The 16305-nt window shown below is 68.0% G+C and carries 16 protein-coding genes and 1 tRNA gene; 7 read left to right on the top strand and 10 right to left on the bottom strand.

From position 1 onward, the window contains the following. Positions 1–70: 70 nt before the first annotated feature. On the bottom strand, positions 71–436 hold the full coding sequence (locus K9U41_RS16510; protein ID WP_282641958.1) for a type II toxin-antitoxin system VapC family toxin: 366 nt from the start codon (positions 434–436) through the stop codon (positions 71–73). Then, entirely contained in the window at positions 433–630 is a 198-nt protein-coding gene (locus K9U41_RS16505; protein ID WP_282641956.1) for a type II toxin-antitoxin system VapB family antitoxin, read from the bottom strand. Before K9U41_RS16505 ends, K9U41_RS16510 begins: the two co-directional genes overlap by 4 nt. Positions 631–802: 172 nt before the next feature. On the opposite strand from K9U41_RS16505, the gene gatC reads away from it, so the two are divergent. Next, positions 803–1090, top strand: a complete 288-nt coding sequence (gene gatC / locus K9U41_RS16500) for an Asp-tRNA(Asn)/Glu-tRNA(Gln) amidotransferase subunit GatC (RefSeq protein ID WP_282641955.1) — start codon at positions 803–805, stop codon at positions 1088–1090. Further along, entirely contained in the window at positions 1087–2571 is a 1485-nt protein-coding gene (gene gatA, locus K9U41_RS16495) for an Asp-tRNA(Asn)/Glu-tRNA(Gln) amidotransferase subunit GatA (protein ID WP_282641954.1), read from the top strand. The genes gatC and gatA overlap by 4 nt, the downstream gene beginning before the upstream one ends. A 43-nt stretch (positions 2572–2614) precedes the next feature. Here the strand turns inward: gatA and K9U41_RS16490 are convergent, their stop codons facing one another. Next, positions 2615–3751, bottom strand: a complete 1137-nt coding sequence (locus K9U41_RS16490) for a glycosyltransferase family 2 protein (RefSeq protein ID WP_282641953.1) — start codon at positions 3749–3751, stop codon at positions 2615–2617. A 251-nt stretch (positions 3752–4002) separates the two neighbouring features. Between K9U41_RS16490 and gatB the strand changes: the two genes are divergently transcribed. The 3 genes from gatB (at position 4003) to K9U41_RS16475 (ending at position 6547) form a co-directional block, all read left to right on the top strand. Further along, positions 4003–5493, top strand: a complete 1491-nt coding sequence (gatB, locus tag K9U41_RS16485) for an Asp-tRNA(Asn)/Glu-tRNA(Gln) amidotransferase subunit GatB (protein WP_282641952.1) — start codon at positions 4003–4005, stop codon at positions 5491–5493. 191 nt (positions 5494–5684) lie between these two features. Beyond that, a complete protein-coding gene (locus K9U41_RS16480; protein WP_282641950.1) occupies positions 5685–6278 on the top strand; it encodes a TetR/AcrR family transcriptional regulator in 594 nt (197 codons plus the stop codon). Beyond that, positions 6260–6547 (top strand): YciI family protein, encoded by a 288-nt coding sequence (locus K9U41_RS16475; RefSeq protein ID WP_282641949.1) that lies wholly within the window; start codon positions 6260–6262, stop codon positions 6545–6547. The genes K9U41_RS16480 and K9U41_RS16475 overlap by 19 nt, the downstream gene beginning before the upstream one ends. Before the next feature lie 50 nt (positions 6548–6597). Here the strand turns inward: K9U41_RS16475 and lldD are convergent, their stop codons facing one another. The 4 genes from lldD to K9U41_RS16455 all read right to left on the bottom strand — a co-directional run bounded on the left by lldD (position 6598) and on the right by K9U41_RS16455 (position 9264). Then, complete coding sequence (lldD, locus tag K9U41_RS16470) at positions 6598–7764, bottom strand: FMN-dependent L-lactate dehydrogenase LldD (RefSeq protein WP_282641947.1); 1167 nt, start codon at positions 7762–7764, stop codon at positions 6598–6600. After that, on the bottom strand, positions 7761–8558 hold the full coding sequence (locus K9U41_RS16465; protein WP_282641946.1) for an FCD domain-containing protein: 798 nt from the start codon (positions 8556–8558) through the stop codon (positions 7761–7763). Before K9U41_RS16465 ends, lldD begins: the two co-directional genes overlap by 4 nt. A 175-nt stretch (positions 8559–8733) precedes the next feature. Next, complete coding sequence (locus K9U41_RS16460) at positions 8734–9051, bottom strand: SLBB domain-containing protein (protein ID WP_282641945.1); 318 nt, start codon at positions 9049–9051, stop codon at positions 8734–8736. A gap of 136 nt (positions 9052–9187) precedes the next feature. Then, a tRNA-Met gene (locus tag K9U41_RS16455) sits at positions 9188–9264 on the bottom strand. A gap of 209 nt (positions 9265–9473) precedes the next feature. Between K9U41_RS16455 and K9U41_RS16450 the strand changes: the two genes are divergently transcribed. Next, complete coding sequence (locus K9U41_RS16450; RefSeq protein WP_282641944.1) at positions 9474–10376, top strand: alpha/beta hydrolase; 903 nt, start codon at positions 9474–9476, stop codon at positions 10374–10376. Positions 10377–10484: 108 nt separating this feature from the next. On the opposite strand, the gene K9U41_RS16445 is transcribed toward K9U41_RS16450, so the two are convergent. After that, positions 10485–11381 (bottom strand): RNA methyltransferase, encoded by an 897-nt coding sequence (locus K9U41_RS16445; RefSeq protein WP_282641943.1) that lies wholly within the window; start codon positions 11379–11381, stop codon positions 10485–10487. Positions 11382–11632: 251 nt separating this feature from the next. Between K9U41_RS16445 and K9U41_RS16440 the strand changes: the two genes are divergently transcribed. Next, a complete protein-coding gene (locus K9U41_RS16440; RefSeq protein ID WP_282641942.1) occupies positions 11633–12847 on the top strand; it encodes an NADP-dependent isocitrate dehydrogenase in 1215 nt (404 codons plus the stop codon). 336 nt (positions 12848–13183) lie between these two features. Here K9U41_RS16440 and K9U41_RS16435 read toward each other — a convergent pair whose 3' ends face one another. Together K9U41_RS16435 and K9U41_RS16430 are read right to left on the bottom strand one after the other, a co-directional pair. Further along, positions 13184–14347, bottom strand: a complete 1164-nt coding sequence (locus tag K9U41_RS16435; RefSeq protein WP_282641940.1) for a cyclic nucleotide-gated ion channel — start codon at positions 14345–14347, stop codon at positions 13184–13186. Between the two features lie 4 nt (positions 14348–14351). Beyond that, positions 14352–16088, bottom strand: coding sequence for a cation:proton antiporter (locus tag K9U41_RS16430; protein WP_282641939.1), 1737 nt, complete (start codon positions 16086–16088; stop codon positions 14352–14354). Positions 16089–16305: the final 217 nt, after the last annotated feature.

Raw genomic sequence — 16305 nt, 5'->3', positions numbered from 1 at the left:
GAGGTGGGGTGCGTCATTGCGTATGGCTAAAGCATTTTGGGGCAGGGGTGAATGCCGCCCGCTTGCCGTTTCAAGGGGAAATGTCGAGGCCCAACTCGGCCGCGACGACGCCAAGCCGGCGGTCCCTGGTCCAAAGGCGCGTGTGGGGCGTCAGGCGCGCAGAGGCGATGAGGTGGGCATCCACAAGGCCGATGCCGCGACCGTGGAGGCTCGCGGCATCGATCAGGCCGAGCACCTCCGCGTCGTTCGCCACGATGGCGCTCGGCAGGTCCGCGAGGGCACCCAACAGGATTTCCCGGTTGCGGATGTTACCGAGGGCCAGTTCGCCGATGACGAAGGGATGGGTGAGAATCTCTCCGGCTTCGAGCCGTTCCGCGAGGCGCGTTTCACCGGCGCGGAAATGGTCGATCCAGATCGACGTATCGACGAGAATCATGCCTCGCCGGGCCGGCGACGGCGCACCGGCTCGAGCTGCGGCTCGCTGCCGCCGAGCCGAGCCAGGCGCCGCGCGCTTTCGCGGGCGATGAGTGCCTGCAGGGCTTCCCGGATCAATGCGGATTTTTCCGTCATGCCTGTCAGCGCCTGGGCCTTCGCGAGGAGATCGTCGTCGATGGCGAGGGTGGTCCGCATGGCAAAGGCGCTCCCGCAGGCTGCTTGAACATCAATCATAGCATCATTTGATGCGAAAATCCGTGCGCCTGCGGCAGTGCGCACCATCCGTGTCCCGCCCCCCTTCCGCCGCAAACCCTTCCACCGCGGCATACCCCTTGCTATAGCGGCGGGCAGCTTTTGGGAGCGTATCATGTCCGTCGATCAGGCGACCGTCCGCCGGGTGGCCCATCTTGCGCGCATCTCGGTGCGCGAGGACGAACTCGGCCATCTTCAGAGTGAGCTTAACGCCATCCTCGAATTCGTCGAGCAACTGGCCGATCTCGACGTGTCCGGCGTCGAGCCTTTGACCAGCGTGGTGCCCGTGGAACTGCCCATGCGCGAGGATGTGGTCACCGACGGCCACTGCCCCGAAAAGGTGCTCGCCAATGCCCCCGATGCCGAGGGCGGCTTCTTTACCGTGCCGAAGGTGGTGGAATGACCAAGCTCACACAGCTCACCCTCACCCAGGCCCGCGAAGGCCTCGCCCAGGGCGAGTTCACCTCCGTCGAGCTGACGCAGGCCTATCTGAAGGCCATGGAGCAGGCCCGTCCCCTCAACGCCTATGTGCTGGAGACGCCCGACATCGCCCTTGAGATGGCCAAGGAAAGCGACCGGCGCATCGCTGCCGGCGAGACCGGGCCGCTGGAGGGCATTCCCCTCGGCATCAAGGACATGTTCGCAACCGAGGGCGTGCGCACCACGGCCTGCGCGAAGATCCTCGACAATTTCATCCCGCAGTATGAATCCACCGTCACCTCCCACCTGTGGCGGGACGGGGCGGTGCTGCTGGGCAAGCTCAACAATGACGAGTTCGCCATGGGCTCGTCCAACGAGACCTCGGCGTTCGGCCCGGTCGTCTCGCCCTGGCGGCGCGACGGGGATGAGACTCCCCTGGTGCCCGGCGGCTCCTCCGGCGGCTCGGCGGCGGCGGTGGCGGCCTTCCTGTGCGCCGGGGCGACCGGCACCGACACCGGCGGCTCCATCCGCCAGCCGGCGGCGTTCACCGGCACCGTGGGCATCAAGCCCACCTATGGGCGCTGCTCGCGCTGGGGCATCGTGGCCTTCGCCTCCTCCCTCGACCAGGCCGGCCCGTTCGCCCGCACGGTGAACGACGCGGCGGTGCTGCTGAAGTCCATGGCGGGCTACGACCCCAAGGATTCCACCTGCGTCGACCGGCCGGTGCCGGACTATGAGGCGGCGGTGGGCGCCTCCATCAGGGGCAAGAAGATCGGCATTCCGCGCGAATACCGCATGGACGGCATGGCCGACGAGATCGATGTCCTCTGGCGCGAGGGCGCCCGCTTCCTGAAGGACGCGGGGGCGGAGATCGTGGACATCTCGCTGCCCCATACGCGGTACGCACTGCCGGCCTATTACATCGTGGCGCCGGCGGAAGCCTCCTCCAACCTCGCCCGCTATGACGGCGTGCGCTATGGCGAGCGCGTTCCGGGCCGCGACGTGGTGGAGATGTACGAGAACACCCGCGCCGCCGGCTTCGGCCCGGAGGTGCGCCGCCGCATCATGATCGGCACCTACGTGCTCTCAGCCGGCTATTACGACGCCTATTACCTGCGGGCGCAGAAGGTACGCAGCCTGATCAAGCGCGACTTTGACCAGGTGTTCGCCCAGGGCGTGGATGCGGTGCTGACGCCGGCGACGCCGTCGCCGGCCTTCGGCATCGGCGAGAAGCTGAAGGCCGACCCGGTGGAGATGTATCTCAACGACGTCTTCACCGTGACGGTGAACATGGCGGGCCTGCCCGGCATCGCCGTCCCCGCCGGCCTTTCGGCGGACGGGCTGCCGCTCGGCCTCCAGCTCATCGGCCGCCCGTTCGAGGAGGAGACCCTGTTCTCCCTCGCCGAGGTCATCGAGGAGGCGGCCGGCCGCTTCCCGGTGGACAAGCAGTGGTGGCGCGGCTGAGGTCAGCCGGACGCGATCGGCGCCCGCACTTCGGTGCGGGTGCTTAACCCAGCCGCTTCCTGATGGAGCGGCTCAGGCGGCGGACGGTGCCGTCCCATTCGGCCTTGAGGGTGGTGTGGCCGCCGCGCAGCGCTCGCCAGCGCCCCACCAGGGACTTCGACAGGAACTTGGCAAGGCCGCTCTCCGCCGCCTGCCGGGAGGCCGCGCCACCGGCCTCAAGACGGCTCAGGGCGGCGATGATGGTGTCGACCGCCGAGGCCGCCTTGTCATAGGGCCGGATGGCGGCGAGGGCATCGTAGCGCCGTGGCGCGCCCAGCCGCTCGAACGGGCGCTGCACCGTATCCTCCGGGCCGGTCGCGCCCATGTAGCAGGCGGTGATGGCCTCCAGGCTGTCGAGCCGCAGGCCGGGGCTTGACCGCAGCAGGGCCATGGCGCCCATGGGGCCGAGCGAGGTGGTGGCGGGATCGTAGTCCGGCCGGGTCCGCCAGCGGCAATAGGCCACCAGCGTTTTTGAGACGATCTGGTCGTGGCTGCGCACCGGGAAATGGGCGAGGGCGACCGACTGCAATTGGTGCACCACCACCTTGCGCCGGAAGCAGAAGGCAGCGTGGTTGCCATCTTCGATCTTCAGCTCTTCATTCGCGGCGACGCTTGCCGGCAGCATCACCTTGGCGCTGAAGCCGGTGAGCTTCTGGGTGCGATCGGAGAAGAAGCTGAAGGGATCGGGGATCTGGTCCAGCGGGCGGGGCAGGTAGTTCCACATGCGCAGGCCGCCGGCCTGGGACTCGGGCAGGCTGGCCAGCTCCGCTTCGAGGGTGGCCCGGTCCGCCGTCGCGAGGAATTCGTCGCCATCCAGCAGGAAGGCGAAATCCCACCGCTCCACGGCATAGGCGCGTTGCAGCAGGCCCTTGGTGCGCGCGGCCTGGAAATAGGCGGCTTCCTGCGGGCCGTCGAACACGCTCACCGCCAGCCCCTCGGCTGTGAGGGCGTCGAGGATGGCGCGGGTGCCGTCCCGGCTGTGGTCGTCCTCGATGAAGAGGTGGTCGACCACCGCGAGATTGTGCCGCACGAACGCCTCGATCACGTCCGCCTCGTCGCGGACGATGGCGACGGCGGCGAGCCGCAGGCCCTTCGGCGCGGAGGGGGAGGGCGACGGAACGCCGGATGTTGACACGGTCATGAATGGGAGTGAGATGAGGGTTCTCGTTTGCGCCTGCTATAGCACCGGCCGCGCGGCGAGGCGAGGCGGCAAAGCACGGCCAAGAGCGCGCTCCGGACTTAAGGAAAGAGAACGCGTTATCCGACCAGATTGCGGTGCAATCTGAGCGGCGCGTGCTCTGGCGTTGCGCGCGCTCCCCGTTGGGGAGTAGTGAGTTAAGAGAAACGCTTCTCGCCTGCGCGCCGACGCGGCGGCTAGTCCCGGGACCTTTCATGACCGTACATGTTCGCCCTACCGAACCAAAGAAGCTCATTTCCGGCGCCACCGGCGACTGGGAGGTGGTGATCGGCCTGGAGGTGCATGCCCAGGTGGCCTCCAACGCCAAGCTGTTCTCCGGCGCCTCCACCGCCTTCGGCGGGCCGCCCAATGACCATGTGTCGCTGGTGGATGCGGCCATGCCCGGCATGCTGCCGGTCATCAACCAGGAGTGCGTGGCCCAGGCGGTGCGCACCGGCCTCGGCCTGAAGGCGCAGATCAACCTCACCTCGGTGTTCGACCGGAAGAATTATTTCTATCCGGACCTGCCGCAGGGCTACCAGATCAGCCAGTACCTGCAGCCCGTGGTGGGCGAGGGCGAGGTGATCGTGGACCTGCCCGACGGCGAGAGCATCCCCGTGGGCATCGAGCGCCTGCATCTGGAGCAGGACGCCGGCAAGTCCATCCATGACCTGTCGCCCACCCAGTCGTTCGTGGACCTCAACCGCTCCGGCGTGGCGCTGATGGAGATCGTCTCCCGTCCCGACCTGCGCTCGGCGGAGGAGGCGAAGGCCTATGTGACCAAGCTGCGCACCATCCTGCGCTATCTGGGCACCTGCGACGGTGACATGGAGAAGGGCAACCTGCGGGCGGACGTGAACGTCTCCGTGCGCCGGCCGGGCGCGCCCTTCGGCACCCGCTGCGAGATCAAGAACGTCAATTCCATCCGCTTCATCGGCCAGGCCATCGAGACCGAGGCCCGCCGGCAGATCGAGATCCTGGAGGACGGTGGCTCCATCTCCCAGGAGACGCGCCTGTTCGACCCCACCAAGGGCGAGACGCGCTCCATGCGCTCGAAGGAAGAGGCGCACGACTACCGCTATTTCCCTGATCCGGACCTGCTGCCGCTGGTGCTGAAGCCGGAATGGGTGGAGGAGCTGAAGTCCCGCCTGCCCGAGCTGCCGGACGAGAAGAAGGCCCGCTTCATCGCCACCTACGGCCTCAGCCCTTATGATGCGGGCGTGCTGGTGGCCGAGCGCGAGACCGCCGCCTATTTCGAGGCGGTGGCGGAAGGCGGCGGCGTCAAGCGCGACGGCAAGGCGGCGGCGAACTTCGTCATCAACGAGCTGTTCGGCCGCCTCAACAAGGAGGGGAAGGATGTCACCTCCTCCCCGGTCAGCCCGCACCAGATCGGCGCCATCCTCGACCTGATCGCGGAGGGCACCATCTCCTCCAAGATCGCCAAGGACCTGTTCGAGATCGTCTTCACCGAGGGCGGCGACCCGCGCGTGGTCGTCGAGGCCCGCGGCATGAAGCAGGTGACCGACCTCGGCGCCATCGAGCAGGTGGTGGACGAGATCATCGCCAGGAACCCGGACAAGGTGGCCCAGGTCCTGGCCAAGCCCACCATGCTGGGCTGGTTCGTGGGCCAGGCCATGAAGGCCTCCGGCGGCAAGGCCAACCCGCAGGCCCTCAACGATATCCTGAAGGCGAAGCTGGGGATTTGAGCGCTCGCCCTATCCGCTTGTGACGGTTTGAAATGCCCGGCCTCGCGCCGGGCATTTTCGTTTGCGCGCTCTAGGCAGAGGCACTCGGCGACGGATTGACGAATTTGGACATGCGTCCTATCCGTATGTAGGACGTATGTCCAAATCACTGCCGTCGTTCAGGCGGTGTCCGGTACAGCGAGGGCAGGGGCATGGCGGGTGGGAGCACGCGCGCCGAGATCGTGGCGGCGGCCGACCAGCTGTTCTACGAGCAGGGCTACGAACACACGTCATTTGCAGACATCGCCGGGGCGGTGCAGATCTCGCGTGGCAATTTCTATTATTATTTCAAGACCAAGGACGAGATCCTCGACGCTGTCATCGCGGTCCGCCTCGAGAACACCGGCCGTATGCTCGATGCTTGGGTTGCCGACAGCACCGCACCGGCGGATCGCATCCGCAGTTTCATTGACATACTCATCATGAACCGGGTGAAGATCCAGGCCCATGGCTGCCCGGTCGGCACGCTTTGCAACGAGCTCGCCAAACTCGACCATCCTGCACTCGGTGCTGCGCGCGCGCTCTTCCTCCTGTTTCAGGATTGGCTCGCTCGGCAGTTCGTGGCGCTCGGCTGCACCGACGACGCCAATGCACTCGCACTCCATCTCCTCGCGCGCAGCCAGGGCGTCGCGACGCTCGCGAACGCACTCAAGGACGAAGCCTTCCTGCGGCGGGAGGTAGGGGAGATGAACCTCTGGCTCAGTATGCGATGTGAGGAGATAGCGGCATGTTCGTCGTCACGTTGACCTTTGGCACCAACAAGTCCCGCGCCAGCGAACTGATGCAGGGCCACAACGACTGGATAAGGCGCGGTTTCGAGGAGGGCGTCTTCCTCCTCGCGGGCAGCCTGAAGCCTGCCGCCGGCGGAGCCCTCGTTGCCCACAACACCTCGCGGGCCGAACTGGAGCGGCGGATCCAGGACGATCCGTTCGTGGCCGAGGAGGTGGTGCGGGCCGACATTATCGAGATCGCACCCGGGCGCGCCGACGCGCGGCTCTCTTTCCTCGTGGCCTGAGGCCGCGGGCGTCCGGCTGCTCTCGCCGGACGCCTTTCAGGCATAAGGCGTCACTGCGCCGCGCGGGCCAGCGGCCGCTCGATCTCCCGCACCAGGCTGTCGCGGGAGATGTCGCCGATGGCGCGGGCGCCGGTGAGGGTCATGGCCACCCGCATCTCCTTGGCGATGATGTCGAGCAGGTTCTCCACCCCTGCGCCGCCGGCCACCGCCAGCGCATAGACGAAGGCGCGGCCGAGCAGCACGCCGTCGGCGCCCTGCGCCAGCATGCGCACCACGTCGAGCCCCGAGCGGATGCCGGAATCGGCTAGAAGCGTCATCTCGCCCTTCACCGCATCGGCGATGGCCGGCAAGGCGCGGGCGGAAGACAGCACGCCGTCGAGCTGGCGCCCGCCGTGGTTCGACACGATGATGCCGTCGGCGCCGAAGCGCACGGCGTCGCGGGCATCTTCCGGATCAAGGATGCCCTTGATGATCATGGGACCCTTCCAGAACTCCCGGATCCATTCCAGGTCCTTCCAGCCGATGGACGGATCGAAATTGGCGCCGAGCCAGCCCACGTAATCCTCGAGACTGGTCTTCTCCTTGCGATAGGCGGAGACATTGCCGAGATCGTGCGGGGTGCCCATGAGGCCCACGTCATAGGCCCAGAACGGGTGCAGGGCCGCCTGCACCATGCGCCGGAATGCGGCGTTGGGCCCCGACATGCCCGAATGGGCATCGCGATAGCGCGCGCCGGGCACCGGCATGTCGACGGTGAAGACCAGGGTGCGGATGCCCGCCGCCCAGGCGCGCTCCAGCGCATTCTGCATGAAGCCGCGGTCCTTCAGCACGTAGAGCTGGAACCAGATGGGCTTGGCGACCTGGCTCTGCACTTCCTCGATGGGGCAGACCGAGACCGTGGAGAGGGTGAAGGGAATGCCCTTCTTGGTGGCCGCCTGCGCCGCCTGCACCTCGCCGCGGCGGGCGAACATGCCGGTGAGGCCCACGGGCGCGAGGCCCACGGGCATGGCGAGGGGCTGATCGAACAGGGTGGTGGAGAGGTCCACCTCGCCCACGCTCTTCAGCACGCGCTGACGCAGGGCGAGGTCGGAAAGGTCCTCCACGTTCCGGCGCAGGGTCGCCTCGGCATAGGCGCCGCCGTCGATGTAGTGGAACAGGAAGGGCGGGAGGCGGCGCCGGGCGGCTTCGCGATAATCCGAGGACGACGAGATGATCATGATCTTGCTTCCTTCTGTATCGCTGCCCGGGAAAGGGCACGCACCGAGCGTCGCTCGCGCGCTGCGGCGTCTTCGATGAGCCGCAGGCTGTCCTCCACGAAATCCAGATGCCGGCGGGCGGCGTCGCGCGCGTCGTCGGCGCGGCCCTCCACGATGGCCTCGAAGATCAGGCGGTGCTGGTCTTCCAGCGCGTGGGCTGTGCGCGGCAGGCGGTAAAGCTTTTCAAGGCTGGCGGAAATGGAGTGCTGCAACAGGTCGAACAGGCCGGCCATCACCTGGCGCAGTACCGCATTGTGGGAGGCCTCAGCCACCGCCATGTGGAAGGCGGCGTCGGCCCGGGCCTGGGTCGCCGCGTCCGCGCCCTCGGCCTTGCGGATGCGCTCGAAGGCGGCCGTCAGCCGCGCCCTGTCCTCGTCGCCGGCGCGCAGGGCAGCGCAATAGGCGGTGTCACCGTCCAGCGACTTGCGGATCTCCATGACATCCTGCCAGTAGCCCGGCTCCATGCGGGCGAGCGAGGAGAGCGGGAAGAGGGCCTTGTCCAGGGACGATGCGGCCGAAGGGGCGGCCAAGGGGGCGGTGGCCAAGGGTGCGGCGAACGGGGCGGCCACGAAGGTGCCGCCGCCCTGGCGCGCGGTGAGGATGCCGCGACTGGCGAGCTGCTGGATGGCCTCGCGCAGCCGGGAGCGCGACACGCCGAAATCCGCCGCGAGCTGGCGTTCCGACGGCAGGCGCGCGCCGGCCTCGAGCCCACCCTCGGCGATCAACGCCTCGATTTCGTCCGCCAGCTTTCGCACCCGCCCCTCCCGGCCGGTAGAATTGGCACTTCGGGTGCCATCTTGTCGCGCGCTTACCGCATCAATTGGTCTGACCAATTTAGGTGAACTCTGCGCGGTGGCTTACTATTTTCGTCAGATAGAGCAAATGCGGCATAAGTCAACGGCAGAAGTGGTCAGACCAATTTAGCGTCGATCATCGCAGGTCGCAGGGGCATGGGGACGATGATCGACACATGACGGGCATGCGCGCGGTGAGCCGCGTGCTGGACGGCCCGCCGGCGAACACCGCCTTGAAGGCACGGCCATCGAGCATGCCCCCGCCGTGGACGAAGACCAGCTCCTCAAGCCTCGTGCCCATGGGCAGCTCGTAGAGGCCGGGATTGAGCAGGTCGCCCGACAGGGAGAACAGCTGGGTGCCCGCCGCTTCGCCGATGCCGAGCGCGCGGTACCAGTCGGCGCGGGTCTTCAGGATGCGCGGTGCGTTGGCGAGGGTCTCGGTGTTGTTGATCAACGTCGGATGAACCCCGCCCGCTACACACGGCCGGCGAATGTCCCGCACGTCCGCGGTGGAGCAACGTATCGCGCCAAAAGCAAAAGGGCCGCCTTGCGGCGACCCTTTTGAAATCCTTGGTTTTCAAGGATCGTTTTGGTTGCGGGGGTAGGATTTGAACCTACGACCTTCAGGTTATGAGCCTGACGAGCTACCGGGCTGCTCCACCCCGCGTCAAATGTCGAGCCGGCGAACCGCCCGTCGACGAGGCGTATGTAGCAACCCCCGTTCCCGATTGAAAGGGCTGGACGGGAAAAAATGCCCGCAAGCCTTCCGCCCTGTGGACGACGCCCCTGCCACCCTCCCGGCTGATCCCTCGCCACCCCTTGCTCGCCATGGAGAAACGCCCAGGATGGGCGGCCAACGAAGGTGGGAGACGGCCGATGGGAATTTCCGACATCGATGCGCTGCGTGCGGTCCTCGCGGCGAGCCCCCGGCCGCAGACCCTGGCCGAGCGGCGCGAGCGCATGGAACAGGTCACCGCCATCGACCCCATCGATCCCGATATCGTCGTCACAACCGTGGACGCGGGCGGCGTGCCCGGCGAGTGGTCGCTGGCGCCGGGCTCCGACCAGACGCGGGTGCTGCTGTTCCTGCATGGCGGCGGCTATTCCTCCGGCTCGCTGAAGAGCCATCGCACCATGGTGACGGGGGCGGGGCGGGCGGCCGGCATCCGCACCCTCGCCATCGCCTACCGGCTGGCGCCCGAGCATCCCTTTCCCGCCGCGCTGGACGATGCCGAGGCGGCCTATGGCTTCCTGCTGGCGCAGGGCTATGGACCCCGCAGCATCGCGGTGGGCGGCGACAGCGCGGGGGGTGGGCTGACGCTGGCCCTGTTCCAGAGGCTTCGGGCGAAGGGCATGGACCTGCCGGCGTGCGGCTGGCTGGTCTCGCCCTGGGTCGATCTCGACATGACCGGCGCCAGCATCGACACGAAGGATGCGGTGGACCCGCTCATCCATCGGGCCTACCTCGAAATGCTGGCTGAGGCCTACCTTGCGGGGGGCGGGAGCCGGACGGATCCCCTGGTCAGCCCGCTTCAGGCCGACCTGTCGGGTCTGCCGTCCATTCTCATCCAGGTGGGATCGGCGGAAACCCTGCTGGACGACGCGGTGCGCATCGCCGGCCGGCTCGGCGCCTGCGATGGGGAGGTGCGGCTCTCCATCTATCCGCACATGATCCACGCCTGGCCCATCTGGTACCACCGCCTTGCCGACGGGCGTCGGGCGCTGGCCGAGGCCGGCGCCTTCCTGGGCGCCATTCTGGGCGAACGGCGCGGCGCCTGAGGGGTCACACCAATGGCCCGTGAGCTTGGCTCATGGGCCATTGGTCAAGCCCGTGCGGCACTTGAGCGTAACCCACTTGGCATCGGTCGAAGACCGAAGCCGACGGTATCAGTCGCCCTCGTGCTCGGCCTCGGGCGGCACCGGCGGCGTCACGCTTGCGGGCGGCGTCTTGCGTTCCGCCGTTTTGCGCGTCTTGTGGATGGCGGCCTCGGCAATGCGGATGGTCTTGCGCGCGTCCCGTCCGGCGCGGCCTTCCTCCAGCGCGGTGATGGCGCCGTGCAGGGTGGCCAGATCCTGCCGCGTCAGGCCGATGCGATGGAAGATGTTGCGCAGGTTGCGGATGGTGGAGGGCGCCTTTTCCGGCGAGCGGAAGAAGCCCGATTGCTCCAGCGCCCCCTCGAGGTGATCGAAGAAGGCGAGGAGGTCGCCCTTGTCCGCCAGCGGCGAGCGATCCGGCGGGGCGAAGGGCAGGGCGCCTCCGGTTTCCGCCTTGAACCACTCGTAGCCGGTCACCGCCACGCACATGGCAAGGTTGAGCGAAGCGAAGGCGGGATTGACCGGCAGGGTGAGGATGGCGTCGCAGAGCGACACCTCCTCCGTATAGAGGCCGGTGCGCTCGCGGCCGAACACAAGGGCCACGTCCTCACCGCCGGCAAGGCGGGAGCGGGCTTCCTGCGCCACCGCGTCGGCGCCGAGCACGGGCTTGGCCATGCCACGCTCCCGCGCGGTGGCGGCGAAGGCATAATTGACCCCGCCAAGGGCCGAGCGCAGGTCGGGATAGAGCACGGCGTCGGCGAGGATGCGGTCGGCCCCGGCGCAGAAGATGCGGGCTTGCTCGCTGGGCCAGCCCTCGCGCGGGTTCACGATGCGCAGGCGCGAGAGGCCGAAATTGCCCATGGCCCGCGCGGCCGAGCCGATATTCTGGCCCAGCTGCGGCTCCACCAGGATCACTACTGGCCCGCCGCCCACCCAAGGCTTCGTGCTGTCGGTACCGGCACCTGGCATGTCGTCTCCCGTTTCGCGCTGTTTTGCACAGGGCGGGCGGCCAAGTCGAGGGGTAAGGTCGAGGGGTAAGCTCGGGAGGTATTGGCGCGGCGTGGGAAATCATCTCACACCAAAGCCGGGGTTTGCGGCTGTTGCACTACGCCACGCCAGTGCTATAGCGGCGACGCTGAAGGATTGCCGGCACGCGAGCGTCGGCGGCCCCTTCTCTGCTTTCCCTTTTGGCTCACAGAGCAGTCCTGAAAGGCCGTCCCATGGCGAAGATCAAGGTGGCAAATCCGGTCGTCGAGCTCGACGGCGACGAGATGACCCGGATCATCTGGCAGTACATCAAGGACAAGCTGATCCACCCCTATCTCGACATCGACCTGGAATATTATGATCTTTCGGTCGAGAACCGGGACGCCACCAGCGACAAGGTCACGGTCGACGCGGCCAATGCCATCAAGAAGCATGGCGTGGGCGTGAAGTGCGCCACCATCACCCCGGACGAGGCCCGCGTCGAGGAATTCAAGCTCAAGGAGATGTGGAAGTCGCCCAACGGCACCATCCGCAACATCCTCGGCGGCGTGATCTTCCGCGAGCCCATCATCTGCAAGAACGTGCCGCGCCTGGTGCCGGGCTGGACCCAGCCCATCGTGGTGGGCCGCCATGCCTTCGGCGACCAGTATCGCGCCACCGATTTCAAGGTGCCGGGCAAGGGCACGCTGACCATCTCCTTCGTGGGCGAGGACGGCACCAAGATCGAGAAGGAAGTCTACAAGTTCCCGGGCGCCGGCGTGGCCATGGCCATGTACAATCTGGATGAGTCGATCCGCGAATTCGCCCGCGCCTCGCTCAACTACGGCCTGATCCGGAACTATCCGGTCTATCTCTCCACCAAGAACACCATCCTGAAGGCCTATGACGGGCGCTTCAAGGACATCTTCCAGGAAGTGTTCGACGCCGAGTTCAAGGACGAGTTCGCCAAGCGCGGCATCACCTACGAGCACCGCCTGATCGACGACATGGTGGCCTCGGCCCTCAAGTGGTCGGGCGGCTATGTGTGGGCCTGCAAGAACTATGACGGCGACGTGCAGTCCGACATCGTGGCCCAGGGCTTCGGCTCGCTCGGCCTCATGACCTCCGTGCTGATGACGCCGGACGGCCTGACCGTGGAGGCCGAGGCCGCCCACGGCACCGTCACCCGCCACTATCGCGAGCACCAGAAGGGCAAGGAGACCTCCACCAACTCCATCGCCTCCATCTTCGCCTGGACCCGCGGCCTCACCCACCGCGCCAAGCTCGACGGCAACGAGGACCTGGCCAAGTTCTCCGCGACCCTCGAAAAGGTGTGCGTGGACACGGTGGAATCCGGCTACATGACGAAGGACCTCGCGCTCCTCGTCGGCGCCGACCAGAAGTGGCTCTCCACCACCGGCTTCCTCGACAAGATCTCCGAGAACCTCACCAAGGCCATGGCGGCCTGAGGTAAGGGAGGGGGCGGCATCGCCCCTGATCGACTGTTCCGGAAGGGGCCGCAGTGCGGCCCCTTTCTTTTTGCGGGCAGGGCTGACGGGCGATCGCTTTTTAGTTTGAAAGGAACGGCCCCAGCCCTCTCCCGCGTGCGGGGGAGAGCTGGGGAGGGGGCAGAGGCGGCAGGGAAGACCACCGGCGGCAGGAATGCGGAGAGCGCCTGCCCCCCCCCGCAAGCGGGAGAGGGTTCCTACTGTTCCCAGTCGAAGCCACGGACTTTCAAACAGGGACACCGCCCGACGGTTTGGCGCTTTGACCGCTGCGCGGGCCCGCGCCGCTGGCACAGGCCCTCACGCCTCCGGGTCCCGGTCCCGGGCGGCGGCGGCGAGCCGTCCCATCACCGCGGGATGGCGCAGCGCCAGCATGTGAAGCTCGTTCTCCTCAATGGCGAGGATCTTGGTCTTGGCCACCGCGCGCACCGGCAGCGGGCTCGCCTTGGTGTGGCCGGGCAGGAGGCCGAACACATCGCCGGGGCCGATCCGGCGCATGCCCTCCTCGCCCTCCATCTCCAGATGGCCCTGCAGCACCACGAACAGGTGGGCGGCGCTCTCGCCCCGGCGCACCACGTGGTGGCCCCGGTCGAAGCTGCGGGAATTGAGCAGGGGCAGGATGTCCCCCAGCACCGGCGCCTCCAGGTCCGAGAACGGCGGCAGCCGCGAGATCATGGAGAAGGTGACCACGAAATTGTGCTTGGAGATCACCTCGGAGAACGAGCTGGCGATGATGGCGATGGGCAGCGCCAGCATCATCAGGCCCGACACCATGGTGAGGGCGCCGACCACGCGCCCCAGGTTGGTCACCGGCACCACGTCGCCATAGCCCACGGTGGTGAGGGTGGTGATGGCCCACCACATGGCTTCCGGGATGGAGCCGAACTTGTCCGGCTGCACGTCGCGCTCGATGAGATACATGGCGGTGGCCGCCATCAGCACGCCCGCGCACAGGATGATGAGGCAGGACAACAGCGCATAGCGCTCGCGCCGCACCGCCAGATAGAGCGCGTTGAAGCCCGAGGAATAGCGCGCGAGCTTGAGGAAACGCACCAGCCGGAGCACCAGCAGCGCGTGCACGTCGAGATCGGTGGTGAAGGAGACGAGCCACGGCAGGATGGCGGCAAGATCGATCAGCGCCGGAACCGTCACCGCATAGCGCGCCCGCGCCACGAGGGGCGGGCGCTGCCGCAGCAGCGGGTGTTCCGGAGCCACCCACAGGCGCATGCCGTATTCCACGCTGAAGATCACCAGGGCGGTGAACTCGCCCCAGTGGAACCACCATGTGTCCCGCAACTGCAGGGACGGCACGGTGGCAAGCACGGCTCCGCCAACCGAGAGCAGCACGGTGACGATGAGAAAATAGTGGAGGGCATCGGCGAAGTGATCGCCGGGCAGGTCCCGCTCCAGAATGTCGAAGACGCGGCGGCGCAGCGTGCGCAGGCGCGGCTTGTGCTCCCCCATGCGCTCAGGTCCCTTCCGCGCCGGCGCGCCGCTCGATGTCGTCACGGATGCGCGCCCGCGTCCGGTCGGTGCGGTCGGCCACGGCCTCGTCGGGAAGCCCGAGGGCAGACAGCAGCTGGGCCATGAGCTGGAGGCTGGCTTCCGCCGCCTCGGGAATGACGCCGGCCACCCCGAGGGCGGCGAGGCGGCGGGCATGCTCGGCATCCTTGGCGCGGGCGATCACCGCCGTGCCGGGCCAGTGCTGGCGCACCGCCGCCACCATGCGTTCGGCGGCGTTGGGTGCGTCGAGGGTGGCCACGAAGGCAAGCGCGCGCTCCGCCCCCAGCCGGTCGAGGATTTCCGCCCGCCCGGCATCGCCGAAGTACACCGGGCGTCCCGCCGCCCGCGCCTCCGCCACGCGCCGGGGGTCGGCATCCACCGCCACATAGGGCACGCCTTCCTCGTCCAGCGCGTCGGCGATGGTGTGGCCCACGCGGCCGAAGCCGCCGATGATCACATGGTTGGCCGCCGTGCTGGCCATCGGCGCGAGGCCGTCGTGCAGCCGGGCGTCCAGCGTGCGCCCGAGCCGCGCCGCGATGCGGGCGAGCACCGGCGTCGCCGCAAGGCTGAGGCTCACCACGCCGACGAGGGTGGCGGCATTCTGCGCGCCCAGCACCCCCTTGGCGGCGAGGAGACCCAGCACCACGAAGGCGAACTCGCCGGTCTGCGAGAGCAGCAGCGCGGCCTCGGCGGCGGCGGGCGGGCTCACGCGCAGCAGTCGGGCCGCCCCATAGGTGCACGCGGCCTTCACCGCGATCAGCCCGGCGACGCCCGCCACCACCCACAGGGCGCGCGGCAGCACCGATCCGAAATCAAGGCTCATGCCCACGGTGACGAAGAATACGCCCACCAGCAGGCCCTTGAACGGCTCCAGGTCCACCTCGATCTGGTGCCGATAGGCGGTTTCCGACAGCGCCATGCCGGCGAGGAAGGCGCCGAGCGCGCTGGACAGCCCGGCGGCATGGGTCACCGCCGCCGAGCCCACCACCACCACCAGGGTGATGGCCATGATCAGCTCCCGCGAGCGGGTGGAGGCGGCCACCGCCACCAGCGGCGCCAGCACGAACCGCCCGGCCACCAGGATGAGTGCCACTGCGCCCGTTGCCTTGGCCAGCGCCCCGGCCGCGAGGGTCAGGACATCGGTCGCCGGCCCGCCCAAAAGCTCGGCCGCGAGCAGGATGGGCACCACCATCAGGTCCTGGAACAGCAGCACGGCGATGACCAGTTGGCCCAGCGGCGCGAGGGAGCGGTGCTGATCGATGAGCAGCTGGCTGACCAGGGCCGTGGACGACAAGGCCAGCGCGAAGCCCAGCACCAGCGCCACCTCCGGTCCCGGCGACCCCACCAGCGCCAGCCCCAGCGCCAGCGGGACGCCGCAGAACAGCACCTGGAGAGCGCCGACGCCGAACACCTCGCGCCGCAGCTTCCACAGGCGCGGGGCCGAGAATTCAAGCCCCAGCAGGAACAGGAGGAACACCACCCCCAGCTCTCCGAACGGGGCGGCGCGCTCGGGGCTGGAAATGGTGATGAAGCGCACCAGGGGCAGGCTGTCGGCCAGCCGGCCGAGGCCGTGGGGCCCGATGAGCGCGCCGGCGGCGATGAAGCCCACCACGGCACCGATTCGGGCGCGGTGAAACAGCGGAACAAGGATTCCGGCGGCGAGGAGATAGACGAACGCGTCCTTGAGGAAGGCGTCACTCACCTTCTTCGTCCTCCACCTGGCATCCTGAAGTCCCGCCTGCGTGATCCAGCCGGCCGCTGCGGCCTGCCATGGTCGCGGGAGATGACCACGCGGAACGGCCGGCGCCAAGCGCCAAGAAAGCGCACCGGGCGGGTGGAGCCCTGGTTTGAAAGCCTGCTGCTTCGACCGGGCACGGTGCGGACCCTCTCCCGCGTGCGGGGGAGGGCCTGTCTCTTAT

Source organism: Xanthobacter autotrophicus (assembly GCF_029991245.1).
Lineage (GTDB): Bacteria > Pseudomonadota > Alphaproteobacteria > Rhizobiales > Xanthobacteraceae > Xanthobacter > Xanthobacter autotrophicus_C.
This window is presented reverse-complemented; position numbering and strand designations above follow the sequence as displayed.